The 25,272-nt window shown below is 61.3% G+C and carries 16 protein-coding genes; 5 read left to right on the forward strand and 11 right to left on the reverse strand.

Annotated features, from left to right (window positions below; genetic code table 11):
* Nucleotides 1–224: 224 nt before the first annotated feature.
* Entirely contained in the window at nucleotides 225–1,139 is a 915-nt protein-coding gene (locus DESU86_RS04900) for an NAD-dependent epimerase/dehydratase family protein (RefSeq protein ID WP_179980021.1), read from the reverse strand.
* A gap of 113 nt (nucleotides 1,140–1,252) precedes the next feature.
* Nucleotides 1,253–2,035, reverse strand: coding sequence for an HpcH/HpaI aldolase family protein (locus tag DESU86_RS04905; RefSeq protein WP_179980022.1), 783 nt, complete (start codon nucleotides 2,033–2,035; stop codon nucleotides 1,253–1,255).
* A gap of 196 nt (nucleotides 2,036–2,231) precedes the next feature.
* Between DESU86_RS04905 and DESU86_RS04910 the strand changes: the two genes are divergently transcribed.
* Complete coding sequence (locus DESU86_RS04910) at nucleotides 2,232–4,385, forward strand: substrate-binding domain-containing protein (protein WP_179980023.1); 2,154 nt, start codon at nucleotides 2,232–2,234, stop codon at nucleotides 4,383–4,385.
* A 92-nt stretch (nucleotides 4,386–4,477) separates the two neighbouring features.
* Here DESU86_RS04910 and DESU86_RS04915 read toward each other — a convergent pair whose 3' ends face one another.
* From DESU86_RS04915 to DESU86_RS04960, 9 genes are all read right to left on the reverse strand, one after another.
* Nucleotides 4,478–5,686 carry an iron-containing alcohol dehydrogenase gene (locus DESU86_RS04915; RefSeq protein WP_179980024.1) on the reverse strand — a complete coding sequence of 403 codons (1,209 nt, stop codon included), beginning with the start codon at nucleotides 5,684–5,686 and terminating at the stop codon, nucleotides 4,478–4,480.
* 548 nt (nucleotides 5,687–6,234) lie between these two features.
* On the reverse strand, nucleotides 6,235–6,663 hold the full coding sequence (locus tag DESU86_RS04920; RefSeq protein WP_179980025.1) for a TOBE domain-containing protein: 429 nt from the start codon (nucleotides 6,661–6,663) through the stop codon (nucleotides 6,235–6,237).
* 660 nt (nucleotides 6,664–7,323) lie between these two features.
* Nucleotides 7,324–7,716 carry a DVU_2496 family lipoprotein gene (locus DESU86_RS04925; RefSeq protein ID WP_179980026.1) on the reverse strand — a complete coding sequence of 131 codons (393 nt, stop codon included), beginning with the start codon at nucleotides 7,714–7,716 and terminating at the stop codon, nucleotides 7,324–7,326.
* A 103-nt stretch (nucleotides 7,717–7,819) separates the two neighbouring features.
* On the reverse strand, nucleotides 7,820–8,683 hold the full coding sequence (locus tag DESU86_RS04930; protein ID WP_179980027.1) for a M48 family metalloprotease: 864 nt from the start codon (nucleotides 8,681–8,683) through the stop codon (nucleotides 7,820–7,822).
* Nucleotides 8,684–8,825: 142 nt separating this feature from the next.
* Nucleotides 8,826–10,751 carry an asparagine synthase (glutamine-hydrolyzing) gene (asnB, locus tag DESU86_RS04935; RefSeq protein WP_179980028.1) on the reverse strand — a complete coding sequence of 642 codons (1,926 nt, stop codon included), beginning with the start codon at nucleotides 10,749–10,751 and terminating at the stop codon, nucleotides 8,826–8,828.
* Entirely contained in the window at nucleotides 10,739–12,292 is a 1,554-nt protein-coding gene (locus DESU86_RS14490) for a glycosyltransferase family 4 protein (RefSeq protein WP_232088269.1), read from the reverse strand. The genes asnB and DESU86_RS14490 overlap by 13 nt, the downstream gene beginning before the upstream one ends.
* A gap of 92 nt (nucleotides 12,293–12,384) precedes the next feature.
* The gene (locus DESU86_RS04950; protein ID WP_179980029.1) at nucleotides 12,385–13,422 is read right to left on the reverse strand and encodes a glycosyl transferase family 1; all 1,038 of its coding nucleotides are present in this window, start codon (nucleotides 13,420–13,422) and stop codon (nucleotides 12,385–12,387) included.
* Nucleotides 13,419–14,804: a glycosyltransferase family 4 protein gene (locus DESU86_RS04955; RefSeq protein ID WP_179980030.1), complete on the reverse strand. Its 1,386-nt coding sequence runs from the start codon at nucleotides 14,802–14,804 to the stop codon at nucleotides 13,419–13,421. The genes DESU86_RS04950 and DESU86_RS04955 overlap by 4 nt, the downstream gene beginning before the upstream one ends.
* Before the next feature lie 57 nt (nucleotides 14,805–14,861).
* Nucleotides 14,862–16,181 (reverse strand): aminotransferase class I/II-fold pyridoxal phosphate-dependent enzyme, encoded by a 1,320-nt coding sequence (locus DESU86_RS04960; protein ID WP_179980031.1) that lies wholly within the window; start codon nucleotides 16,179–16,181, stop codon nucleotides 14,862–14,864.
* 352 nt (nucleotides 16,182–16,533) lie between these two features.
* Between DESU86_RS04960 and DESU86_RS04965 the strand changes: the two genes are divergently transcribed.
* The 4 genes from DESU86_RS04965 (at nucleotide 16,534) to DESU86_RS04980 (ending at nucleotide 24,902) form a co-directional block, all read left to right on the forward strand.
* Nucleotides 16,534–20,937: an acyltransferase domain-containing protein gene (locus DESU86_RS04965; RefSeq protein WP_179980032.1), complete on the forward strand. Its 4,404-nt coding sequence runs from the start codon at nucleotides 16,534–16,536 to the stop codon at nucleotides 20,935–20,937.
* Between the two features lie 66 nt (nucleotides 20,938–21,003).
* Nucleotides 21,004–22,467: a TolC family protein gene (locus tag DESU86_RS04970; protein ID WP_179980033.1), complete on the forward strand. Its 1,464-nt coding sequence runs from the start codon at nucleotides 21,004–21,006 to the stop codon at nucleotides 22,465–22,467.
* On the forward strand, nucleotides 22,467–23,453 hold the full coding sequence (locus DESU86_RS04975) for an HlyD family secretion protein (protein ID WP_232088270.1): 987 nt from the start codon (nucleotides 22,467–22,469) through the stop codon (nucleotides 23,451–23,453). Before DESU86_RS04970 ends, DESU86_RS04975 begins: the two co-directional genes overlap by 1 nt.
* Before the next feature lie 9 nt (nucleotides 23,454–23,462).
* Nucleotides 23,463–24,902: an oligosaccharide flippase family protein gene (locus DESU86_RS04980; protein WP_179980034.1), complete on the forward strand. Its 1,440-nt coding sequence runs from the start codon at nucleotides 23,463–23,465 to the stop codon at nucleotides 24,900–24,902.
* Nucleotides 24,903–25,272: the final 370 nt, after the last annotated feature.

The following is a 25,272-nucleotide window of genomic DNA, read 5'->3' on the forward strand; positions in this document are numbered from 1 at the left end:
GGCTCCTTGTGTCCGTATAAAATTTTCAGATCCGGGCTCCGGTTCCGAAATCCGGCGGGCAGGCGTTGAGCGCCCGACAACAGCGGATTCCCGCGAACCTCAATTCTTTGCCAGAAGCGTTTCTTGCGGCGTCGGCAGCGCAGACACGCTGCTGACAAGACCGCCGCACGCGGGCTGTTCTGGATGACAACTTGAAATGCAACGCCTCTCAGCGGCACTCCGGCCTAGTCGTCGGTTGCCACGAGATAGCCGCCCTCGGCGGACAATTCGGGATGGATTTCCTTATGTTCTTCTTCCATCACGCGCAGCACGCCCTGGCCCAGATCCACGGTCAGCGGCGGCACAAGCTTGCGCCCCACCTTGGGCATGAAGGCGTAGGGGGTCACCTGGTAGTGGCCGCTGTTGGGGTCGTTCTGGTAATTGATGACCAGTTCCTTGCCCAGCATTTCGCCTATCATCTTGAAGAGGTCGCTGACCCGCATGGGCTGGTTGCCGGAGATGATGATGTTCTGGTTTTCAAACTCCGGGGCGAGCACGGCCAAGGTGGCGGTACTGGCGTCATCCACATGCACGTATTCACGCAGGGCCGTGGGCGCGCCGTAGTAGGTGATGCCGCCCGTGGTAAGCGCTTCGTAAACAAAGCGGTTGATGGCGTTGCGCCTGTCAGACCGGGGACCGTACAGCGAACCGTACCGCAAAATGGTGTACGGCAGGTTGTGCATGGCCTGGTAGTTTTCAATATACAGTTCGCAGGACTGCTTGCTGCAACGGTAAAAACCGCCGGACTTGCCGTACACGTAAAGTGAACTGGCGAAGACGTAGCGCTTGACGGCCGCCTTGCGGCAGGCTTCAAGAACCATGACGTTGCCGACCACGTTGATGCGCGCCGTGTCCACCGGGCGGTTATTGGCCTCGCCAATATCCGCGATGCCCGCGTAGTTGAACACCATGTCAGCGCCGTCCACGGCTTTGCGCACGGTTTCCTCTTCAAGGATGTTGCCCGTGAGCATGGTCTGGTCGGGTCGCAGCCAGGGCGAGGGGTGCAGGTCCACAATGGTGACGTTATGTCCGGCCTCGGAAAGCTTGTCGCAAATATGCGAACCCAGGAATCCGGAACCGCCAAAAACAGTTATTTTCACAATGATTCTCCCTGGAGAATTTTCTTGTCAAACGCGCGTCCGCAGTGCCGCGACGCATGGGGGACAAACCGGCCCTGTGACGGGCCTGCTGACGCCTTTAACCGGCGGCAGAGCTATTTAGGGCGTTCAGCCGCGCCCCAAAGAAAGACGGAATCTATGCCATAGGCGATAAAACGGCTGCCCGCCGCCACCTGACGCGCCAGCTCCGCCGGGTCAGGCTGCACGATATGCAGGCCCATGCGGGCCTTGTGCCGCGCGCAGGCGTCCACGATGCGCGCCATGGCCGCCTTGAAGACCGGATGGTCGAACTGCCCCGTAAGGCCCATGGAGCCTGAAAGGTCGTACGGCCCGACCATGATGGCGTCCAGACGCGGGTGCGTCAGTATGGCGTCCAGATTTTCCACGGCGTGGATATGCTCTATCTGCGCCACAAGAAAGAGCTCCGGAGCGCGACGGGCGCGGTAGTCGTCAAAGTTTTTGCCAAACACGTTGGCCCGGCAAAAGCCTACGCCCCTGTATTCCTGCGCGGTCTCGCCCTTGGCCCGCCACGTGTCCTGACCGGGATACACGGCCCAGTCAATGGCGCGGTCAAGCTGCTCGCGGCTTTCTATCATGGGAAAGATCAGTCCCTGGGCTCCAGCCTCAAGGGCGGACTTTATCTGGGTTTTGCTGGCTTCGGGCAGGCGGGCGAAGGGGGCTGCGCCGCCGCATTCGATGGCCCGGAAAATGTCCGGCAGCCCGGTGCGCCCAAAGGAGCCATGCTCCATATCCACGGCGACCCAGTCATATCCGGCGCGGGCCATAAGCTCGGCCACGTCCGTGGAGGGCAGTTGCAGCCATGTGCCTACCGTGGCTTTGTCCGCTGCCAGAAGCTTGCGTATGTCATGTACGGTCATATCAAGCGGCATACCGCCGCAGGGTTGAGGTTACATATAAAGAATCACTATACGCCCAGGCGCGACAGCACGCAATACGGCCCAGAGCGGCATGCCCGCAACAGGTGTTTGCATGCGTGCCGTGAAGATGTATGTTTGTCGGGTAGATTCTCTCCTTCCGTCCGCTCACGTCCCTTGCCCTTCCAAGGAGGATACGATGCCCCTCGACGCAAATATATATACGGAAATTACGTCTCTTGACGCTGCCCTCGACACGCTGTTCAAAACTCTGGATGCGGCGCGGGAGTCCAGCGGGCAGGATCGGCTGCCACAGGCCATGACCCGCCCCACGGCTCAGGCCGAAGGCAGCGTGCTGTGCGCGCCCGTGGTCGCCGCCCTCCCCTTTCCGCCCTTTGCTCTCGCCGCGGCCAGCGGCTACGCCCTCAAGGCCGCCGACACGTATGCGGCAACCGGCGAGGCTCCGGCCACGCTCCAGCAAGGCAAAACCTGCTTTGCCATAAGCTCCGGCGACGCCCTGCCCCCATCCTGCGACGCCATTGCCCTGTCAGCCCATGCCGCTGTGGACGGCAAGGACGGGGTCAGCATCACGGCTCCCATGCTGCCGTGGCTGCACGTTCGGCGCATTGGTTCGGACATTGCCGCAGGAGAAGCCCTTTTTTGCCGCAACCATATTCTCCGGCCCAGCGACATTGGCGCGCTTCTGGCGGCGGGTGTGGACGAGGTGCAGGTGTGGGACAGGCTTGAGGTCTTTCTGGCCACTGTGGGCGGCAACTTTCGCCCGGCAGCGGGGGCTGCTGACGGGGCTGCTCCTGCCACGGGCGCAGCAGCGGGGCCAGCCACGGGCACAGGCACGGACGCCGCAGATGGCACGCCTGGCGCAGCAAGCGGCACCGCAAGTGCCCCAACGCCCGGCACAGCAAGTAGCACAGCGACGGACGCGGCGGGCTCAGCAACGGACACCCGCCTGGTGGACGGCATCACCCCATCCCTGGTGGCCCGGATACAAGCTCTGGATTGCCGCGCCCGCCTTGCCGCCCGCCTTGCCGCGCCCCTTGCCGCGATGGCAGAGGCCCTACGGGATTTTTTTCAAAAATCCCTGGCGGCTGGCGGACATGCGCTCTTGCTGTGCGTGGCCGATGAAGCCGCGCTGGCCGTTGTGCGTACCTTTCTGGAAGCCGATGGGCAGATTGTGTCGCCCAACGTGGGCCTGCTGCCCGGCGCACCGGCCATGACCGCCGTTTATGAAGGCAGGCCAGTGTTCTGCCTGCCCTCGAGCCCCGCCGGATCGCTGAGCGCCTTCTCGGCCCTGGTGTCTCCGACCCTTTTGCTGATGTCCCGTCGCCCCGCCGGGCACTGCCCAGGGACCCTGTCCGGCGGCATGACAGAAACCGGCGGCCTTATGGCGGAACTGGCCTCCAGCCTGCCCGCCTACCCCGGTCTTGACGTCTTTTCCCCCCTGGCCCTGGCCAGGGTGGGCGAAAAAACCGTGGCCCTGCCCCTGCGCCTGGGCGAAGGCTACAAAACCACTGTCCGTACCCAGGGTTTTGCCCACATTACCGCCAACGGCAAGGGCGCGCCCCTGGGCAGCTCGATCCGCGCGCACCCTCTCCGCCCGGTCGAAACGCTGTACTCCACGCTTTTTTGCGCTGGCGGCAGCGACCTGATTCTGGATCTTATGGCGGACGCCCTGCTGCGTCAGCCGCATCCCGTGCATATGATTTCTGTGGGAGCCGACGCGGCCGACGCGCTTGAGGCCCTGAAGAACAACCATTGCCATGCGGCTGTGCTCCATATGGCTGATGACGACAAGGGCGAATTCAATTTTGGCTTTGTGCAGCGGCACTGGCCCCAGGGCAAGGTAATTTTTGTAAACCTGGCAATCCGGCAGGTGGGGCTCGTGGTTCCCGCTGGCAACCCGCGCGGGCTCAAAAGCATTGCCGACATCAGGGATAAAAAGCTGCGCTGCGTCAACCGGCTGGCCGGCTCCAGCACGCGCCTGCAGTTCGATGCGCTTTTGCGTCACGCCGGGCTGACCCCACAGGATGTTTCAGGCTATGAGACAGAGGTGGAAAGCCAGCTTGCCGTCGCCGCCGCCGTGCTCACGGGCAAGGCGGACTGCGGCCCCGGCGTTGCCGCCGCAGCCAACGCCGTGGGACTGGACTTTGTTCCTCTGGGCGGCGAGCGCTGGGACCTTGTGATCCCCAGGGCATTTCTGGATGACCCGCGAGTTATCAGCGTGCAAACCCTTTTGCAACAAGCTGCATTCAAAAAACGTATTGCCGCTCTGGGCGGTTATGAGACTACGTTGACAGGACAAAAACTTGAGCTTGGCGTTCGCCTTGGAGCGTGATACTAAAAAAGCCCCACCGTCGGCAAACGGAGGGGCTGGGTATGGAGCGGACTGCGGCAGATCAGTCCGATCCTGGAGGAAGATGGGCAATTTCACGGCATAGGGCGTAACGAGTTCGTGTAGATTCTCGCCAAACGCTGGCGGGAACTCATGACTGGCGCCACCGAGAGCAGAAGACCCAGCGAAGGCGTCTGCTCGATGAAGTTGCAGAAGTCTTCCACATCTGACTCCTGGACTCCCAAGTCCAGGAGTTTTTGTTTTACTCCCAGACTGAAAAGCCAGTTTTCTACGGCCTTGGCCGCCGCTGTGGCTTCTTCCGGCTCACCCTTCAATCCGGGAGCCAGGGGTTCAAGCACATGGGCCAGCACATCGGGCCTGGCGGCATAACATTCACCAATGACGGCGGGCAGCAACATGGCCAGCGCCAGACCGTGCGGAATTTTCTTGAAGCGGCTCAGCGGGTGTTCAAGCGCGTGCGCCATGTGCAAAAGGCTGTTGTCAAAAACCACACCGGCCTGAAGCGCCGCCAGACACAGGCCATAACGGGCCTTAAGATTTTGCGGTTCAGCCAGCACCGTGGGCAGCCATCTGTGCACCAGCCCGACAGTCTCGCGGGCCAGGGTTACGGCCAGTGGGCCTGCCACTGTGGTGGTTGCGGCCTCCACTACCCTGCACAGCGCGTCTATGGACACATAGCGGCTTTGCTCCGCCGAAAGCCCCGTCATAAGGGCGGGATCGTCAATGGCATAGCGCGGGTAGCTGCAATCGTGACCAACAATGGATCTGTGGTTGCGCCCGGCCACGGTAACCACCGCAAATCGGTTTACTTCACTGCCCGTGCCGTGGGTGAGGTTGACGGCAACTAACGGAAGGGCCTTTTGGGGCGTGAAGCGAAAGCAAAAAAGGTCTTCGGCGCTTTTACCGGGGTTGGCCAGAAGCACAGCCGCCCCCTTGCCACAGTCCAGAGGGCTTCCGCCGCCTATGGCAAGCACCGCTCCGGCATTGACGGCCCGGCCGAGGGCTGCGGCGTCATTGATGGTATCCGTGGTCGGGTTGGGCATGACCCTGTTATACAGAGCCAGTACAATGCCTTGCCGTAGCGCTGCGGCCTCGGCTTTGTCCCACGCGCCCGAAGCGCGGTAGGCATGCCCGCCGCAAACGCAGAGCACTGATGTAACGCCCTCGTTTTTCAAATTTCCCAGGATACCGTCAATCTTGTCTATTGCGCCTACGCCAATATATGCCGTTGTTTTAACACGTATTTCGCGAATCGTGTCATAGTCGCAGCAGTTATCCCACACGGTTGCCTCCTGCGATCACGCTGGACGTTTTATTGCGCTGCAATAACCTAAAATGAATAAAACATTAGGTCAAGGACCTGCGCAATTTTTCACATAAATTTTACAAAATTTTTCTTCTTGATAAAAATATCGAGGCGCAGTAAAAAAATTATTTGTGAAATTTTCAACTATCACTTTTCCCTTAAATGTCGGCTAGTTCGACAAATACGCTTCCTGCTGCTTTCCCGGGCATGCGCTTACACCACGTTTTTAACGCGACAAGGCCCGGTTCGCGTCAGCGTTCCGGGCCTTGTCTTTCAGCAGGGTGTTCATGGCCTGGTTGCAGGCCATGAACGCCAGAATACTTCATCGTGCATTCCGCTCGTCAGCATGGGCAACGAGCGTTGGGCGTGTTCACGTGTCACGCATGCTTGCGCACGGCTGGTGAACCCGTATCCGCCGCAGTTTAAACCACGCCTGATGCAGGTGAACCTTGCCCCCTGAGAATCTGCCTTCTCGCGGAGCATGCCCCCTTGAGAGCCACTGTGCGCAAGGCACTCTGCCCGAGGTTATTTCGGCACCGCCAGAATAACCTGTGAAGCCTTTACGATGGCCGTGACTTTTTTGCCGGGAGCCAGGCCAAGGCTGGCAAGGCTGCCCATGGTGACAATGGATGCAATGGACTTGCCGCTGGGCAGGTCAACCAGCACTTCGGCATTGACCGCGCCGGGCGTCACCTTGCTCACCGTTCCCGCAAACTGGTTGCGGGTGGACAAAAGGTACTTTTCGGCGTCGTTCATGAGCAGCACAAAACTGGCCTTGATCAGGGCAACGGCCTCCACACCGGGCTTGAGACCCAGCTTTTTGGTGCTGACCTGGGTGATGGAAGCAACAATGCTCAACCCACCCTCAACGGACAATTCCACTTCATCATTGACGGCTCCGGAATGTACAGCCGCGACCTTACCCTTGAAAACGTTTCTTGCGCTGGTTTGCATATGAATATCCTTATGCCGGGCATTGCCCCGACTGGTACGCGCGAAAACTTTTTTCCGCATACAAGAAGTATACAGCAAGACAGTAAACCGTGCCACACAGACACGCTGTATGCATAAAACAGCAACAACTTCTGAAATAACATAAAGTTATCCATACACGTACAAGAACGGCATGCAGGCCTGCACGCTTTACAATGACAAGGGGCCGGTCTTGAAGACCGGCCCCTTGTCGAAAAAGCCCTTCAAAAACACTCTGTAGCAGACCGTTTTGAGGATCTCGTGATGTCTTAAAGCAGAGGACCTTTGAACTTCACATTTCGAAGTTTTCATGCAGCCCAAAAGTGCGGTTTGCGGCAGCATCCACGGCACGTCCGACCAGGCATGCGTTTGCCTGCCATAGGCGAGTATTTCAAGTGTTAAATGCCCTAAAAAGAGTTTTAGGGGGTGGAGGCGTGGGGGGGACCCTTTTGCAAAAGTGTCCCTCCCCCACAGAGCATCCTCCAAAGATTCCGATCGAGACCGCCCCGTCACGAGATGAATTTCCTGTTATATCAAGGAGAACGAGCCTTTTATGCAGGGAGTGTACTTCCAATGGTACTCGACCGGAATAAAAGGCGAGGTTCGACGCAGAAATAACAGGAAAGGCGCTCGTGACAGCGTCTAGATATCTTCCGTCACCCAATCCACAACCTCTGCCATACGCTTGAGGGTATAGCGGTTCTGCGGACTTCTGTAGGCAAGGTCGTCCAGGTTGCCGTCAAGGCGGTAGATGCGCCAATCCCCTTCGGGAAGAGCGCCACTGGCCACGGCGTAATTGACTGCCGCGCGGGCGGTTCCGGGCGAGCAGAAGAGCTCGAATTCGCTGACGGCGGGGTCAAGTACCACTTCGGAGCCGCTGGCAATGTCCACAATATAGTTGCCCGGGGCGGCAACATAGACATAGGGGCAAGGCTCCGCAGGCGGCAACGGGTCGTTTTCAGCCACGGACGCGGGCTTTTTGCAGGCCAGGAGGGGCAGAGCCAGTAACGCTACCAGCAAAAGACGTACGTACATTGTCTTCCTCAATATGTGGGTTCGTGGAACCCGGCAGAGCCTGTTCGGCCCGTTATCTGAGCGGTTCTGCGCCCGTTTTGCCCGTTTTTGGCAGTTTCGGCAATCAGCGCCGGGATGCCGCCATGGCCTGAAGCCTGCGAATGCGCTCTTCCAGCGGCGGATGCGTGCTGAAAAGATTGGCCATGCTGCTGTGGGCAAACATGGGCGACACGATGAACATCTGCTCTGTGCTGGGGTTGCCCTCGCGCATGGGTATGCGCCCGCTGGCCGCGCCGAGTTTGGCCAGAGCGCCAGCCAGGGCCAGGGGCTGCCCGCAAAGTTCCGCCCCTGTGTCGTCAGCCAGGTATTCCCGCGAGCGCGAAATGGCCATCTGCACAAGACCGGCCGCCATAGGAGCCAGCAAAGCCATGGCCAGCGCCGCGATGGGATTGAGCCCGCCGCCCTCGCCGTCACGGTTGCCGCCGCCGAATATGGCCGTGAACTGAAAAATATTGGCCATGGTCACAATGGCAGAGGCCATGACCCCGGCGATGGTCTGAATGAGAATGTCGCGGTTGACGATGTGCCCCATCTCATGGGCCACCACGCCGCGCAGTTCTTCGGGCGACAGAAGGCGCAAAATGCCTTCGGTCACGGCCACCACCGCGTGTTCGGGATCGCGCCCGGTGGCAAAGGCATTGGGGGCCTCTTCGGGCACGACACAGACGCGGGGCTTGGGGATACCGGCGTTGCTGGCTAATTCTTCAACAATTTTATGTAAATATGGAGCTTCTTCCGGGGCGAGTTCACGCGCACTGTACATGGAAAGCACAATTTTGTCCGAGTACCAATAGCTGCCCACGTTCATGATAAGGGCCATGCCAAAGGCTATGACAATGCCCGTACGCCCGCCGAGCAGGCCGCCAAGCACTATAATGATGCCCGAAAGCAAACCCAGAAGAAGAACTGTCTTAATCTGGCTGGTCATGCGTACTCCTCGATATGCGAATATTGCGTGTCGTTAAAACCTCGCAAGATGATATAAGCATTGGCCTGCGGCTGGCAAGAAGGCTTCGCCCTGTTTGGCCCTCACGCGGTCACAAGGACGCCGTCACGCTGCAACCGCTCCATTACGCAGCGGTGCGCTGGCGCGCCTGCCACCACAACTGAAAGACCAGCAGGGTCCACAGGGGTTTGCGCAAATCGGCCCTGCCGGAGATGTGTTCGTCCATGAGGGCGCGCACGGCGGCAGGATTAAAGATGCCCTGAGCCTTGAGGCTGTCCGGGCTGAGCAGATCTTCCATAAGGGGGCGCATGCGCCCGCGCAGCCACTCCGCCACGGGAATCTGAAATCCCCGCTTGTTGCGGTGCAGAATTTCCTTGGGCAGCAGCCCCGCAAAAGCCCGCTTGAGCAGCCACTTGCGCTTGAATCCGTGCAGCTTGCGGTCCACGGGCAGGCGCGCGGCGAATTCGGCCACGTCCTTGTCCAGAAAGGGCGCGCGCACCTCAAGGCTGTGCAGCATGGAGCAGCGGTCCACCTTGACCAGGATGTCGTCCAGCATGAACTGGTGCGCGTAGACATAGAACGCGCGCGCCAGCGGTGTGGCCGCGTTGTAGGGCTGCCAGTGTTCAAAGTGCTCGCGCGTGGGCGCAAAAAGGCGTTCCGGCGAAAGAAAGCCCGGCGCTTGCGCCTTGAAGGCCCCTGTCAGGATCTCGGCCTGCATATCGGGGGTAAAGGCGGTGAGCATGGTCTGCACCCGCTGCCAGGCCGGAGCCTGGGCCGCCCGCAGAAACGTGGCCACAGCCAGACGCGGATTGATGTACCCGGCGGAGGAAGGCAGGCGGCGGGCCAGTGGTTCCACCACCTTGCGCCGCACCAGGGCGGGCAGGGCGTTGTACCATTCCGCCACCTTGAAACCGATGTAGTGCTCGTATCCGGCCCACAGTTCGTCCGCGCCGTCGCCGCCAAGGGCCACAGTGACCTTTTCGCGTGTCACGCCAGAAAGCAGCCAGGTGGGGGCCACCGAGGCGTCAGCCATGGGCACGTCCATCCTGCTCACGATGCCGGGCAGGTTGTCGGCGCACTCTTCGGCGGAAAGCACACGCTCATGGTGGTCGGTGCCAAAGGCCTCGGCCACTATGCGGGCGTAGCGCGACTCGTCATAGCTGGCTTCGCTGAATCCGATGGAAAAGGTCTTTATGGGCGTGGGGGACTGCCGCGCCATAAGCCCGGCCACAATGGACGAGTCAATGCCGCCCGAAAGAAAAACGCCCAGGGGCACGTCGCTGACCATGCGCCGACGCACGGCGCGCGCCATCAGAAACTGCAATTCCTCGCCAAGCTGGTCCGGGTTGCGCCTGTCGCTCTCGTCGGGCATGGGCATGTCCCAGTAGCGGCCCGTGCGCACGGCGCCGCCCTCGATCATCAGCCAGTGCGCGGGCGGCAGGCTTTCCACCTCGCCATAGACGGTCTGCGGCGTGGGCACATACTCATAGGCCAGGTAACGCATGACAGCTTCGGGCTGCATGGTCAGGCTCAGGCCGGGGATTTTTTCCAGCGCCGTCAGTTCGGAGGCAAAATGCAATTTGCCCTGCTGCACGGTGTAGAAAAAGGGCTTTTTGCCAAAAGGGTCGCGCGCGCAGAAAAGGCGCTGATCGTGGGCATCCCACAGGGCAAAGGCGAACATGCCGTTAAAGCGGGACAAACAGTCCACGCCCCACTGGCGGTAGCCTTCAAGTATGACCTCGGTGTCGGAGCTGGTGCAAAAACGCGCGCCGTTGGCGGCAAGCTCCTGCTTGAGTTCCGCGAAATTATAGATCTCGCCGTTGAATACGACCGTATAGCGCCCGTCGGCGCTGTGCATGGGCTGGCCGCCCGTGCCCAGGTCAATGATGGAAAGACGCCGGTGCCCCAGGCAGACAGGGCCGCTCAACCACTGCCCTTCGCCGTCCGGCCCCCGGTGGGCGATGCAGTCGGTCATGGCCTTGACCCAGTACTGGGCCTGGGGATCAAGAGGCGAAGCGTCCAGTTGGCAAATACCGGCTATTCCACACATGTTTCTTTCCAACACCTGTAATTATTGGTGAAAATACGCGCCAAACGGTCATTGTTGGCTTCAGGATCAAACATCCGGGCCGCCAGCAGCCTGCCGTTGCGGGCAAGGCCGGCTGCCATGGCCGCATCGTTGGCCAGCGTTTCCACAGCGTCAGCCAGGGCTGCGGCATCGTGCTGGGGCACAGCCAGCCCTGTCTTGCCGTGCCGGACCACCTCGGGCAGAGCGTTGACCGTGGTGCTGACCACGGGCAGGCCATAGGCCAGAGCCTCGATAACGGTGTTGGGGATGCCGTCGCGTCGGCCTGAAGCGTGCACTACGCAGGGCGCCACAAAGATATCGTGATCCTTGAGCAGCCGGGGCAGTTCGTTGTGGGAAATGAGGCCGGGCATGCTCACGCGGGCTTCAAGCCCCAGTTCCTTGCGCAGGTGCGTCAATCCGGCCTGCATGTTGCCAAGGCCCATCACGGTGCCGCCGCCGCCCGCCAGAGTCAGGGTGAAGTCCAGCCCCCTGTCTTGCAGCAAACCGCAAGCCCGGAGCAGCACGTCAAAGCCCTTGGTGACGTCAAACCTGCCCAGAGCCAGCAGGCGCACGGGCCGCGCCATGGGAACAGGCGACGGCGAGGCAGGAACCACTTCCAGCTGGGGGAAGGAATGGGCGACGTCGCTGCAATCGCAGCAGGCAAAAGAAGCCTGGGCCGCCAGCGATGCCCTGGACTCTGCCTGTCCCGCCTGGGCCAGATCAGAGTGGGCCAGGTCAGTGTGGGCCAAGTCAGTGTGGGCCAGATCAGTATGGGCCTGCTCTGCCTGTTCAGCCGACTCTGCCAAGTCAGGCCGTGCCAGCTCGGCCACGGAGACGTCTTCCAGAGGCGGCAGGGTCAGGCCGTTGTACACAAGTTCCACCTTGCCCTTGGCCTGCCCCCGGTCAAAATTTTCAATGCGCGCCTTGTCCGCGCCGTTGTTGGCGCGCACCAGAAAGGCCGCATCGAGCTTTGCGCCCAGGTCCGGGTCCGCTGGCTCAAGATTGTCGCCCCGTGCGCAGGTGGCGAACGGCAACCCGGCAATACTGCCCGCGACCCAGGCGGCGGTGGCCGTACCGCGCGGCCAGGGCGCGTAGATCATGTCAATGCCCGCTTCCGTGAAGCGCCGTGCCAGATACACCCCCGCGCAAAAAGCCCAGAGGTTCTCGCCCATGGTTTCAATGCAGCGCCAACGGCGAAACATGGTACGCCTGAAAAGACGGCCCATGCGCAGAGGATGGACGCACACCTGGCGCATCACCTCAGCCAAAATGGTGAAGAGGGCCTTTGTGCCCAGAGTGTGCGTCTGCCGCGCGGCCAGCTGCATTTCTGTGGAACAGTGCCGCAGGTTGGCTCCGTACAAGCTGTAGACAGAAACGGGAAGACGTTTTCTGAGTCCCTGTACTTCACGGAAAATAAAGGGTTGTGTAAACAGGGGATACCACAGGAGCACGCAGGCCACATGGGGCAGACCGGGCTCAAATGGTTTCTGAACGACCGGCTCACTTGTCTTGCATTCTGTCATTGCTTACTCCTGAGCGTCTGCGAAGAGGCAAACCCACAGGTTATGTCTTGATATTCCACTGGTTGACCTGGCCGGATTGCAAACAATGTCAGCTATGGGGCTTCCGGGGGCGGGTATGTCCAATCGCCGCATCCCGCAGCGCCGCCGCGCGGCAGTTCTGTACTGTCGGGAGCCTGGGCTCCCAGCGTTTCCCGCAACTGGTCCATGGTCAGGCAGCGCACCTCCCAACGGGATGTGAGCCAGTCCGTCCAGGCCAGTATCTTGCTCATGAGCCTGTCCACAGCCGCAGCGTCGGGCAGATGGGGCGCGCCGCCCGGCATCATTTCCGACGAATGCCAGGTAAGCGACAATACCTGCCCGCCCCTGGCGGCAAAAAGCCTGGTAACCGCCTGCATGGCCCACAGGGGATGGTACACGGGCAGCAGACTCAGCGCGCCCCAGTTCTTGAATCCCGGGCGCAAGCCGGGAGCCGCCCGGCGCACAAGGCCCGGCAATGGGCGCACAAGGGGCGTCACGCTGAGCGGAACCTCAAAAATACGCTCCTGTCCGACAGACACCCAGTAGGGGTTGCCGGGAGCGTCGAAATGATCCGGCCCGGCCAGGGGCGTAGCCCCGCAGTGCAGAGGGCGCACCGAGGCGTCCACCCGTATTCCGGCCTGGGCCAGCAAGGGCCAGTGATTTTTGTGCAGATCCCAGCGGCCCATGCGAAACGACGTCAGCGGCGCGGACTGAAACTCCCTGCCCACAGCCATAAGACTCTCAAGCTTGGCGGCCATGAGCGGCGCGGGCACGTCAGCGGCAGGCACGCTTGAAGCGTTGTCGGCCAGCGCGGCATCGGCCGCTGGACCGTCAAAAGTCAGGGGGGGGGTATTCCAGTGATGCAAGTGCGCGCCTATTTCCGCCCCATACCTGTCGCGCAGATGCGCCAGCGCAGGACGGGAAGCCGTATCGGCCAGAACGGAGTGCGCGCAGAACAATGTGGGCCGTATCCCCCGCTCGCACAGGGGAGCAAGCCGCGCCAGGCTGGCCGTATTGGCCGTCGAGAAGCCCCGGCGCGCATACCGGCCGCCAAAAAGCCCCTCTTCCTCCACGTCCAGACTGACGGCAAGATAGAGCACAGGGCGGCTCATAGTTCCTCTTTTTCCGCGTCTGCGCAGGCCGGGCCGGAGATTTTTTCCTGTGGGCCCCCGGAGGCGGGCACGGCAGCTTCGTCAACGTCTACAGAACCGGCAGCCTTGGCGCATTGGTCCACATACAGGTCATAGACCGCCGTGATATTGCGCGTGGGATCAAAAAGCTTTTCAACGTGCGCCCGACCCGCCTCGGCCATGGCCAGGGCAGCATCCCTGTCGGCCGCCATGCGGCGCACCGCGTCGGCCAGGGCGCGCGGATCGCGTTGCGGAACCAGCAGGCCGGTTTCCCCGTCCATGACCACCTCGGCTATGCCGCACACGTCGGTGGAAATAACAGGCATACGGTGCGAAAGCGCTTCCATTATGACGTTGGGGATGCCGTCGCGATCGCCGTTGGTATGCACTACGCTGGGCATGATGAGCATATCATGGTCCAGCATGAAACAGCGGATTTTATCATGGGGGATAAAGCCTGGCATGTCCACAGCTTGGGTAAGCCCCAGATCATCGCGCAGCTTGACGAGCTTGCGGTGCCAGTTGCCGTCGCCCACCAGGGTCAGGGTCACGGGCACATTTTCGCGCCGCAGGCGGGCCATTGCCGTGAGCAGATCAGGGAAGCCCTTGGTGCGGGCAAAACGGCCCACGGCCAGAAGGCGGTAGGGGGGCTGCATGTGCATGGCGCACTGGCCGCGCGGACTGAAGGTAAGGCTATTGTAGATGGCATGCACCTTGTCTGTGGCATCGGGGGGACAAAACCCGCGCAGCCACTGCACGTTGGTGCGATTGTTGGTTCGGATGAACAGCGCGTCGCGCGATTTTTCCTTGAGCAGGCCGTCTTCGGGATAGATGTCTCCGGCGCGGCCGGTAAAGGCAAAAGGAATGCCCGTCACCCGCGAGGCCACCCAGGCGGCTGTGGCCGGGCCGTTTGCCCAGCCCGCGTGGATAAGCTGCACACCATCCTCACGGCATTTTTCGGCCAGAAGAAAGCCCGCCAGAAAGCACCAGATATTTTCGCCCAGCGCTTCAAGGTTACGCATACGGCGAAAAAATCCTTCGCGCATGAGCTTCCACGTGGCGCCGGGCCGCTGGCGCAGGGCGCGCATAAAAGCGCCCAGTATCCGGCCTGCGGCCCTGACGCCCATACGGCCGACCGGGCCGTCGTAGGCGCACATTTCCTCACTGCAGCCCTTGAGGTTCTCGCCATACATGCTGTAGGCGAATACGGGCATCCCCCGTTTTCGAAGCTGCACGACCTCACGAAAAATAAATGTCTCTGAAGACAGGGGAAACCAGAGAAGCACATAGGCAACAACTGGCGGCACGGTCTGCCGGCCGCTTGTTGCGCCTTCTTCTGTGGCAGCGCCGCTGGTTAAAGGCATATCGATCTCCGCTATAAACGAGAGCCGGGCCTGATGGCCCGGCCCGGAATGCTTTTTTTATTCGCCCAGGGTTTCTTCGGCGTGTTCGCTTTTGTATTTTTCTACAATGGCCTGCGCTTTGGGAATTTCTTCCTTCACCGCGTCCAGGGCCTGACGGATATGGTCTTCCGTGTGAGCGGCGGAAAGGAAGAAGCGCAGCCTGTCGGTGCCTTCCTTGACCGCCGGAAAGGTGATGGGCATAACATAGATGCCGCGCTTGAAAAGCGCATTGGACAAAAAGCCCGCCACCATGGGATCGCCCACCATGACAGGCACGACGGCATAGCCCTGAGCCGAGCCCGTATCCAGACCGATGCTGGCGGCATATTGCACAAAGAACTGCGAAATTCTTTGCAGTTTGTGCACCCGCTCGGGTTCGCGCAGCATGATCTCCAGGGCCTTGTGACAGGCCACGGCGATAACGGGCGGCATACCGACGCTGAACACAAAGCCCGGCGAACCGTACTTCAAAAATTCCACCAGTTCATGCTTGCCAGCAATAAAGCCGCCGCAGCCGCACATGGACTTGGAGAGCGTGCTCATCCACATATCCACTTCGCTGGCGTCAATGCCGAAATATTCATGCGCGCCGCGCCCGGTCTCGCCAAGCACGCCCAGCGAATGGGCCTCATCCACCAGCAACATGCAGTCATACTGCTTTTTCAGCTGGATGATGCGGGGCAGGTCAGGGATATTGCCGTCCATACTGAACAGGCCCTCGGTGACGATGATGGCCCGCTTGTGCTCCGCGCGCTTGGCCTTGAGCATTTCTTCAAGGGCGTCGCAATCATTATGATTGTAGGAGTAACGCGCGGCGTGCGAAAGGCGTGCGCCCTGCACCAGAGAGTTGTGGGCCAGGCCGTCATGAAAGATGGCGTCGCGGTGACCGAGTAGAAAGCCGAGGGTGGACACGTTGGTGGCATGGCCGCTTACGTAGACAATGCAGTCTTCCACACCGTACAGGTCGGCAAAGGCGCGCTCAAGTTCACGGTGGGGCGGACGCTCGCCGCCCACAAGGCGGCTGGCTCCGGCCGACGTGCCGTAAACGGTGGCAGCGCGGGTGACGGCCTCGGTTATTTCCGGATGGGCGTTAATGTCCAGATAGTCGTAGGTGGAAAAATTCAGGTATTCCTTGCCGCCTATGAGCGTGGTGGCCTTGGCAGCCCGCTCGTGGCAGAGAAAAAGAGGATTTTCCATCCCCATCTTGGCTCCCATCTCCACAAGCCGGTCAAAGGCGAGCTTGGAACGCATGCGGCTGAATCCGCCTGCGGAGCTTTCTGCGGCGGCAGCAGGTGACGCCGCCTCTTGGCCAGCCTGACAGGAATGGTCGTTCTTCATGCCGTATCCTCTTAAAATTTGTCCAAAAAAATGCACCGCCCCGCAGCCGACAGCACGCGGCCGGACAGAGGGCGCAACTTTGTAAGGAATCAGTATAGCTAAACCGTCAACCTATGGCAAGTGCGGAATGCCTGTCGCCAACAAGCTGGTCTTTGTGACGCTGCCGGGGCTGCTTTCGCCATTATAACGCCCCCTTGAATGCGGCTGGCGCTGTTCGCCGCACCGCCGCCAGGGCTTATTTCATGCCCGGCTTCTGGACAAGAGGTCCAATATACTCTAACGTACTTCCCTTAACCAAACCCCATTATGGCTTGGCCCATTTGACCAACCATGCGCCACAGGCCCCAAATATATGCAGCAAGACTCTGCTCCAGCACCCGGCACTTCGCCAGGCAAAACCACCACGCCAGACAGCGCCGTTATTGAGGACGGGCTGCTTGTGGCGTCGCCTCCAGCCATCACGCTTTCCTGTCCCGACGCAGAAAATCCGGCAGAGTCCGACACGCCCTCCGGTCAGGTGTGCGCCCAGACGCTGATGCGGCACTGCCTTGACTGGCTCAAGCTTGTGGAAAATCCCGGGCCTGTCATGCTCAGCCTGCACTGGAACGAATCCACCGTCTCTTCGGCTCTGGCCCAGTCTCTGAGCCTTGCCCTGGAAGGGCTGCAAAATTTGTGGCGGCTCGGGCCTGTACGCCTGCAATTTGAATCTTTTCAGCCCGCGCACCTCAGGGAATGCGAAAGGCTGCTGCGCACGGCCCTCGGCACGGACGCCGCAGCAAAAAACACCTACCCGTGCATGATTGGCAGCGCCCCGCAGACCGACACCATGGGCGTGAGCATGCCGCAGTGCCCTGATTACTTCGTTTCCGACGCGGATTGCGCCCTGGGTGATGAACAGCCCATGCGCCCGCAGGCAGGACGGGTGCCCACCATTCTTTTGCTGGACTTTCTGGCAGGTGGGCCGCTCACCTTGCAGTGCCAGCCGCTGCTTTTGAGCCTGCCTGCCCCCACGCCTCCATGCTGCGACACGCTCATATGCCGCAAAAACCCCCTGCAGCAAAAGTCTGACCAGCCCCATTCCGACGACACGCCAGCGCTCTGGCAGCCCGGCGCCCTCACCTCGGGCGCGGGCCTGAGTTCTGTTGCCAGTCCCGCCGGAACCACAGAAAGCGATGGCCTGCCGGAAGAGCTTATTCTGGACGGCGTGCGCTACGCGAACCTGCCGCAGGACGGCCTGATGTGGCGCATGGGGGGCACCAATCCGCTTTGGCGGCAAGAGCTGCTTGCCCTGCCGCACAATCCCGACGCCGCCGACCTGGCTCGCCTCGAAGGACGCGGCGTCTGGCTTTCGCCGGAAGTCGAGGCCCCGCCCCTTGCCGTCATGTGCTGCGGTCTCGGTTCCGTATGGCCCGGCATGGGCCGCGAACTGTACGACAATTTTCCCGTGGCGCGCGCCGCCATGGACCGCATCGCCGCAGTGGCCGACTGGGATGTGCTCGGCCTTATGGATGAAAAGGATATTGAAAAAGTCAGTCTCACGCGCTGGCAGTCGCCCTACCTCTTCATGCTTGAGTTTGCGCAGTGGAGCATCCTTTCCTCTCTCGGCCTGCGGCCCACGCTGTTCTGCGGACACAGCCTGGGCGAGTTGATTGCCCTGTGCCTCAGCGGCTTCTACGACCCGGAAGTGGCCTGGTACATAATCGACACCCGCGCCGTGCATATGTCCGAACTGGAGTCCGCCGCCACGCGCGAGACCGGCATGATGGCCGTGCACGCCAGCGCCGAAATCATCGACGAAACACGTGCCACATGGCCTGCTCTCTATGTTTCCAACTACAACAGCCCCCAGCAGTTCATCCTGAGCGGGCCGCGCGAAATCCTGATGGAAGCCCGCAAAAGCCTGCGCAAGCGGCGCATACCGGCCATCATGCTCAACGTGAGCCTGGCCTTCCACCACCCAAGCATGCGCATGCTGCGCGACCTTGCGCTGCGCCGCCTCAATGCGCTTGAAATGCACGCGCCGCTCCACCCCACCATGAGCTGCATCACCACGAATTTTTACCCTCACGACCAACCGTCCATCTGCCGCCATATCGCGGATCTGGATGAAAATTCCGTTCGCTGGACCGAATGCGTACACACGGCATGGCGCAGACACGGCATACGCCACTTTCTGGAAATGGGCCCGCAGGACACGCTTTGCGGCCTGGCCAAGGACAACGAACCTCGGGCGTTCTGCCTGACCGCCGGGCGCAAGGGCAAGGAAGTGGAAGGCATGCGCCAGACGTGCGCGCGCCTGTACGCGCTCGGACATTTGAGCAAAAAAGCCATCAGCGCCCGCATCGCCGACATACGCCAGGGCAAGGACGCCGTTGTGGCCGCGCATATGCCGCTGCCCTACTGCGGTCTTGTCCCCGTGAATTCACCGGATGGCGGCCCCGACTGCGGTCCCGACTGCGGCACGGCCTGCCCCACGGCAGCGCCGGAAGCCACGCCAATACCTGCGGTGGTGACTGCGGCGGCTCCCGCCGCTGCCCCCACGCCTGACGGCGCTCCCGTATCAGCCAAGCCCGCCAGTTCCACCGACTCCGTATCGTCAGCGGCAGCCCTGCGTGTGGTGCTGGACGTGCTGGCCCGCGCCAGCGGCCGCCCGGTGGAAGACATGCGGCCCGACCTCGATCTGCGCTACGATCTGGCCCTGCGCTCCAGCCGTTTTCCGCGCATCATTCAGGAAGTGGAAAAGGCGCTGGACATCACCGTCAATTTTGAAGACTTGCTGCAAGTGTCCACCGTGGGCGATCTTGCACGGATTCTTGGCGCGTCCGGTCTTGGCGAAGCGAAGAAATCCGATACCTCCGAGGCCGTCCGTCAGGCCGAAGCCCGTCAGAAAGCGCTTGTGCGGGCCTGCGCCCCACTGTGCCGCTTCACCCCGCTGCAACGGACGACGCAGTCCGAAAGCGGAGAAAAAACACAAAATTCCGGCCAGTTCCCGAAAGCACTGCCGCTGGACCCCTGCGGCCAGGGCCTGCCCATCCGCCGGGGAGACATTCTGGCCCTGCTGTTCTTCGAGCCAGCCCTGCTGCCCTCTCTCATGAACGGCCTCGCGCCGCTGGGCTGCGTGCTGGCCGTGCCGCGCGGCCAGGTTGAGGCCTGCGCGCCGCTGGCCAAGGCTGGCGCGCGCATTGTGCCGCTCAACCTTGAAACGCGCGTTCCACGGGATGCCTCCGATGCCCAGACCCTGGCGGAGGAAGTCGCCACAGCCCTGACAAGCCTGGCAAAAAGCGAAGGCAGGGTAGACGGTCTGATCTTTGCGCCTGCTGGCCATTACGGCAGTGAAGAACACGACGCCGCCCCGCTTCTTTCACCCGCCTCTTTTGCCGCCGTCGGCATGCCCAAGCTGCTGGCCGCAGCCATGCGGGTTGCCCAGATACACGGCCTGCGTTACGCATGCCTGTGCAGTCTGCTGCAACCCACGCTGGAAAATTTGAACTGCGACAGCCCACTGGAAAAGCGCTTTGACGAGCTAGGGGAAGAGACCGGCGTGGGCACCCGGACCATACGCCTGCTGGAAAAAAGCCTGCGCGCCGGACTGAACGATTGGGGCGACATGATGGCCCGCGAACTCCTGCGGGGCACCTCACGCCACGTATTGTGGGTGCGCCCCGCAACACTGCCCGGTTTTGCCGCATCCGGCGCGGGCCTGCGGCCCGCCCCTGCCGCTGCCCGCGGGCATGCGGGCAGGAACGACGCCCTGACGCAGGGGCTTGTTATTCAGGAAAGGCCGCGCCTGTATCCCCTGGTTTTCCCCGATCCGCAGCCGCCCTACCGGGCCACCTCCACTCTTTTTCAGGGCTGCTGCCACTATTCGCGTTTTGCCGACACGGACCTCGCTCTGCACGGCGGCCAGCCCGGCAACGTCATGGGCGACACGCCCTGGTTGCCGACGAGCCGGACGCTGGAGGCCCTGCTGGAAGCCTCCAGCCTGTGGTTGCCCTGGCTGACGGTCATCGGCTTTTTGGACCTGCGTTTTTATGATCCCCTGCTGCTGCCGCCGGGCATTACCCGTGAATGTCGCGCCACTGTGGAGGCGGAACCCTGGCTCATGCAGGACGGCGTCATGGCGCGCATGTGCCGGAATACGCTGGACGTAAGAGAACTCACGCCCAATGGCAGACACCTTGAGCGTTACGCGCCCGTGGCAGCGGGCATGACCCTGCTGGCCGCCGCCAACGGGCAGGTGCCGCCCATGTGGGCGCATGGTGAAGACGCGCCAGCGGGCTCAACACAACATAAAGTAAATACTGATATTTTTTACGACGCCTTGGGTTTTGGCCAACCCTGGCGCATGCTGCGCGACTTTACTGTTCTGCCCAATCACAAATACGTCGCGGGGTTGGAGCATTGTCATCCAGCCATTGCCCCCGATGCCAATAAAGGCTATGCTGATATCCTCCATGTGGTGGAAGGAATGGTGCAGTCCGCCTGGTTGGCCATTGCCCGAGGTAACGGCAATGCCGAAATGGACGCAGGGGCGGTTTCCGCCGCCATGGGGCGCTGGCGCTTGCATGGGGCGGGATTCATCCGCTTTGGCGGCGAAAGGGGCAAGGGGCCATGGCGCATAATGCTGCGCCGCTCCTGGTCCGACCCCGCCCTGTTGCGCTTTGACGGCCAGGCCGCCGACGAAAAGGGCCGCATCTTTCTCACGATCCATCATCTTGAATTTAACCGGCGGGACACCGGGGCCGTTGCGCTTTAGCGCGTCTCCGCCACAGCAATAGTGACTATACCAACGCGCCGAGCGCGAGACTGCAAAGGGTGCCTGATGCCGCATATTATACGTACTCTCTCAGCGCGTGCATATCTGCCGCTGCTGCTCGTCATGACCTTGTTTTTTTCCGCATGCTCCTCCAACAAGGCCGGGCTCAAGTCCCCGGAACTGCCCGCCAGACACTGGCTGGAAGAAGCGCCCGGCGTGCCGGTGGAAAACAAGGGAAAGCTTGAGGCCGCAGTGCCCAACCTCTACGATCCCAGCAAGATTTTCACCTTTGAAGACTGCGTCTTCCTGACCATCCAGCAGTCTCCCCTGCTGGTCAACAGCGCTGTGAACCTGGAAATCAAGCGGGTGGCTCTTACCGACGCCGTCTGGAAGTACCTGCCCGAACCCCGCATGACCATGCAGGTCAGCAACAACCTCACCCGCAACAACCTGGACAACAAGGAGACCCCTGGAGACTACGGGCGCACCAAGCTTTCCGTGGGTTTCTATGCCGCCTTCCCCAACCCTGTGGCCACCTATTTTGAGCATCAGGTGCAAAAGGCCATGGTCAACCTGGCCATTTCCACGCACCGCAAGGCCGTGGGCGAAGCCATCTACAAGATTGCCCAGGCCTACCTGCAACTGCAGGCGCAGAAAAAAATCGTAAAGGTGCAAAAAGACCTGCTGCCCATCGGCAAGGAACTGATTGCCTACTGGCAGCAGGTGGAAGCCGTGGACGGCCGTCAGGGCGTTTCCCTCAATCTGGCCATGCAGCACCAGCGCGAGCTGGAGCTGATGGTGGAACAGACCAAGATGAAGGAAACCATGCAGCTTACCCAGCTGAAAATCCTCGCGGGCGTTGAACCGCAGCAGAGGCTGGATGTGGACACCGCCAGCGCGGATGACATCCTCAAGAGCTTCAACGGGCGCAGCCTCAAGTGGGAAGACCGCTGGAACACCACCGAAGACGACCTGCTGCTGCGCGGCCAGATCAAACTGGGCGATTACAATATCATGGTCGCCTGGGCACAGTATGTTCCCAGCATGAGCATCAGCGTCAACAGCTACCCGCCTCCGGGACAATACCAGCCCCCCAGCGGCAGTGAAGACACCTTCCTGCACCTGAACTTCGACTTTCCTCTGCTGGACTGGGGCCGCCGCTACCGTGGCGTGCAGACCGCCCGCATGATGAAGGCCCAGTCCTTCCACGAAATGGCCCGCAAGCGCACGGACTATTCCAACAAATGGCTGCAGTCCGAACAGAACATGGCCCTGGCCGAAACCGAGCTCAAACTCGCGCGCACCCGCTTTGATACGGCGGCCATGCAATACAAGGAAGCCCACATTTCCTTCAACGAAGGCATCGCGGATCTTCCCGCCGTGGCCGACAGGCAGGAAGCCATGGTGCAGGCCCAGATATCTCTTATCCGGGCGGAACTTGCCTGTGAACTGGCCCAGCTTGAATGGATGTACCTTGCTACCTCGCTTCAGGAACGTTTCCTCGGTCTGCCCGCCAAGGAGGTGCTGTAATGGCGCGCTTTTCCCGCACCAGCCCCGCAAGGGCAACCCGAACAACCCGCACGGGCGCGCCGGGCCTCGCACTGTCCCGCGCACTGACCCTTGCACTGACCCTTATGCTCGGCCTGACGCTCGCCGCGTCGGCCTTTGCAGCGGACGCCCCCAAGCCTGTCGGCACCATTCTTACAGGCAAGGTGGTGACCACGGTCATCCGCGCCATCCCCATGCCGTTTAACGCCGTGGTGGATACAGTGCTGGTCAAGCCCGGCGACGCCGTTGAAGAAGGCGCGCCCCTCATGCGCTACCATCTGCATGAAGATGCGGAACGCGCCGTGCAGCGCGAAGTCATGCAAGGCGCCAGCACGGAGGGTCTCAAAAGCCAGGTGCTGGATCTTGAGCGCCGGCTGGCGGAAACCATTGCCCAGCGCAACAAGGCGCGCCAGCTTGCGGCCTCGGGCCTCGGCTCGCGGCAGGCGTCGGGCCGTCTTGAAGAGGACGTGACCTCCCTGCAAAAACGCATCGAACTCACACGCATCACCATTAACAAGGCCGAGAACAGCTTTACCATACGCCTCAAGGAATTGAGCAGCTACTACGGACAGGAAATCCAGGAAGGGGAAATTCTGCCCGAAACCCTGACTCTTACCTCGCCCCTCAAGGGCTATGTATTGTCCCTGGACGCCACGCTCAACCCCGGCACCCTGCTTTCCGCCGGCAGCGCTCCCATCAAGGTGGGGCAGCTTAATCCCGTGCTTATCCAGGTGCCAGTGTATGAAGCCGAGGTCAGCGGCATTGCGGAAGGCGACAGCGTCGCCGTGGAAATTCCCTCTCTTGGCAACAAGGCCTTTACGGGCAAGGTAACTGAAATATCTTGGGTTTCCAATGACATGAGCGTTGCCAATCCCTCATATTACACTGTGGAAATCACCGTGCCCAACCCGGATTTGGAACTCAAGCCCGGCTTCAAGGCTGTTGTGCGTTTCGGGGGCAGCAGGTAAAGCTCCCACATGAAGCTCAAGAGCATTCCCCGCAGGCTCGGCTACATTCTGGGCGCGCAATGGACGCGCGACCTGGCATGGGCGGCCTTTACCATCTTGCTGGCCCGCCGCAGCCCCGACATCATGGGCCAGGTGGTTCTGGCCCTTACCTTCGGCTATCTGGTGAAAACCATTGCCGACGTTGGCCTCAATGATTTTTTGCTGTCCACCTTTGCGCGGCGTGAAGGCCGCCCCCGCGCCCTGCTGGGCGAAGTAACCTGGCTCAAGCTCACGGTGCTGGTGCTGGCTCTGGCCGTGACCTGGCTGGTCACCGGCTGGCAGAACTACGGCCCGGAACTGCGCCTTATCGTGCTATGCATCGCCGCCGGGCTTGGGCTTGACGGCGTCAGCGACTCCTTTTTCGCGCTGTGCCAGGCCCGGGGCCGTCAGGACGTGGAAATGCGCATCCGCGTGCCTTCGGCGCTCATCGGCATCGGCTTTGGCATCACCTGCGTGGTCATGGGCGCGCCGCCCATACTCATTGCCCTGTACAAACCCATTGAATCCGTATTGTGCATCGTGTTCGCCCTTGCCGCCCTGGGGCGCAACCCCCTTGCGGGCGTGGGACGGGAGGGCATGCTTGATCTTGCCCGGCAGATGAAGCACGGCCTCATCTTCACCTGCATGGCGGCCTGCGCCATGTTTTACAACAAGATCAACGTCATTTTTCTCAAGCAGTACGGCGGCAACGCCGATGTGGGCGGCTACGGCGTGGCCTGGGAGACGGTGGAAGGCCTGTCGGTTCTGGTGTCCAGCGCCCTGCTCGGCAAGGTCATCTTTCCGCTGCTGGCCAAGTTCTGGCAACAGGACAAAAACGCCTTCCGTCAGCTTGCCGGACAGACGGCGCGCTCCCTGTGGGCGGCATCCCTGCCCGTCATTTTTCTTATCTGCGTTGAAAGCGACAGGTTTTTACCCCTCGTTTACGGCCCCAACTATGAAAGCGCGGTTCGCGCCCAACAACTGCTGACCCCCTGCCTGGCCACGGCCTTTCTGCACAACCTCGCCGCCTATGCCATGATCGGCATGCGCCGTCACCGCCTGCTGCTGCTCTTCTATGTCAGCGGGCTCCTGCTCAACATTGTCTGCTGTCTGACGCTTATCTCGGCCAACCCTTTGGATGGCGCGGCCCTTTCCCTGACCATTACCAAGGTATGGGTCGCCATCCTCACCGTGGGTTTTTTCCAGTGGACAACCCGACCCATGAGCCCTGGGCAGTGGCTGCTCATGCTGGCCACCGCCGCCTCAAGCGTGGCCCTGTGGTGGGGCATCAGCACAATCGCTCCGCGCGAGCTTGCCGAAGCTGCGGGCCTCATTCCCCTGCTGGCCCTGTTCTGGCGGTGGCGGCCCCCGGCGCCCTTTGAAAACCCCACTGACGAACCGCCGCAGGCCGAAACCACGGGCACTTCGTAAGTCGCCCCCCCAAAGCATTGCACCTTTGAAAAAAGGCTCGCCCAGGGCTGCAGGAGAGTGACGCGCGCGCCTGCGCGCGGCACACCGGCACAGCCGCTTGGGCAGCGGACCACTGCATCTGCTTTTCACCTCGCGCACGCAGGCAAGACGTATAAACTTTCCAGGCAACCATGGCATTTTTTAGCCGGAATCATCCGCCTTGCATTGACGTGAGCCTTCGCCAGCGCGTACCTTGCAATCTGGCTCGTGCGCAAGGGATTGAACGGTATGCGGGAAAAACCACCTGACGGCCCGCGGGCAATGATGCTGCTGCCCATAAAACTGTCGCCGCCACTCATGCCTTTTTGATACCGCAGCTTCCGCCAAACCA

The organism is Desulfovibrio sp. 86, assembly GCF_902702915.1.
Lineage (GTDB): Bacteria > Desulfobacterota > Desulfovibrionia > Desulfovibrionales > Desulfovibrionaceae > Desulfovibrio.

Coding starts and splice junctions, on each gene's coding strand:
- DESU86_RS14490 (WP_232088269.1), bottom strand. CDS start 12,292: ATGACAGAATGCAAGACAAGTGAGCCGGTCGTTCAGAAACCATTTGAG.
- DESU86_RS04930 (WP_179980027.1), bottom strand. CDS start 8,683: ATGACCAGCCAGATTAAGACAGTTCTTCTTCTGGGTTTGCTTTCGGGC.
- DESU86_RS04955 (WP_179980030.1), bottom strand. CDS start 14,804: ATGCCTTTAACCAGCGGCGCTGCCACAGAAGAAGGCGCAACAAGCGGC.
- DESU86_RS04975 (WP_232088270.1), top strand. CDS start 22,467: ATGGCGCGCTTTTCCCGCACCAGCCCCGCAAGGGCAACCCGAACAACC.
- asnB (WP_179980028.1), bottom strand. CDS start 10,751: ATGTGTGGAATAGCCGGTATTTGCCAACTGGACGCTTCGCCTCTTGAT.
- DESU86_RS04965 (WP_179980032.1), top strand. CDS start 16,534: ATGCAGCAAGACTCTGCTCCAGCACCCGGCACTTCGCCAGGCAAAACC.
- DESU86_RS04920 (WP_179980025.1), bottom strand. CDS start 6,663: ATGCAAACCAGCGCAAGAAACGTTTTCAAGGGTAAGGTCGCGGCTGTA.
- DESU86_RS04905 (WP_179980022.1), bottom strand. CDS start 2,035: ATGACCGTACATGACATACGCAAGCTTCTGGCAGCGGACAAAGCCACG.
- DESU86_RS04925 (WP_179980026.1), bottom strand. CDS start 7,716: ATGTACGTACGTCTTTTGCTGGTAGCGTTACTGGCTCTGCCCCTCCTG.
- DESU86_RS04970 (WP_179980033.1), top strand. CDS start 21,004: ATGCCGCATATTATACGTACTCTCTCAGCGCGTGCATATCTGCCGCTG.
- DESU86_RS04960 (WP_179980031.1), bottom strand. CDS start 16,181: ATGAAGAACGACCATTCCTGTCAGGCTGGCCAAGAGGCGGCGTCACCT.
- DESU86_RS04910 (WP_179980023.1), top strand. CDS start 2,232: ATGCCCCTCGACGCAAATATATATACGGAAATTACGTCTCTTGACGCT.
- DESU86_RS04950 (WP_179980029.1), bottom strand. CDS start 13,422: ATGAGCCGCCCTGTGCTCTATCTTGCCGTCAGTCTGGACGTGGAGGAA.
- DESU86_RS04980 (WP_179980034.1), top strand. CDS start 23,463: ATGAAGCTCAAGAGCATTCCCCGCAGGCTCGGCTACATTCTGGGCGCG.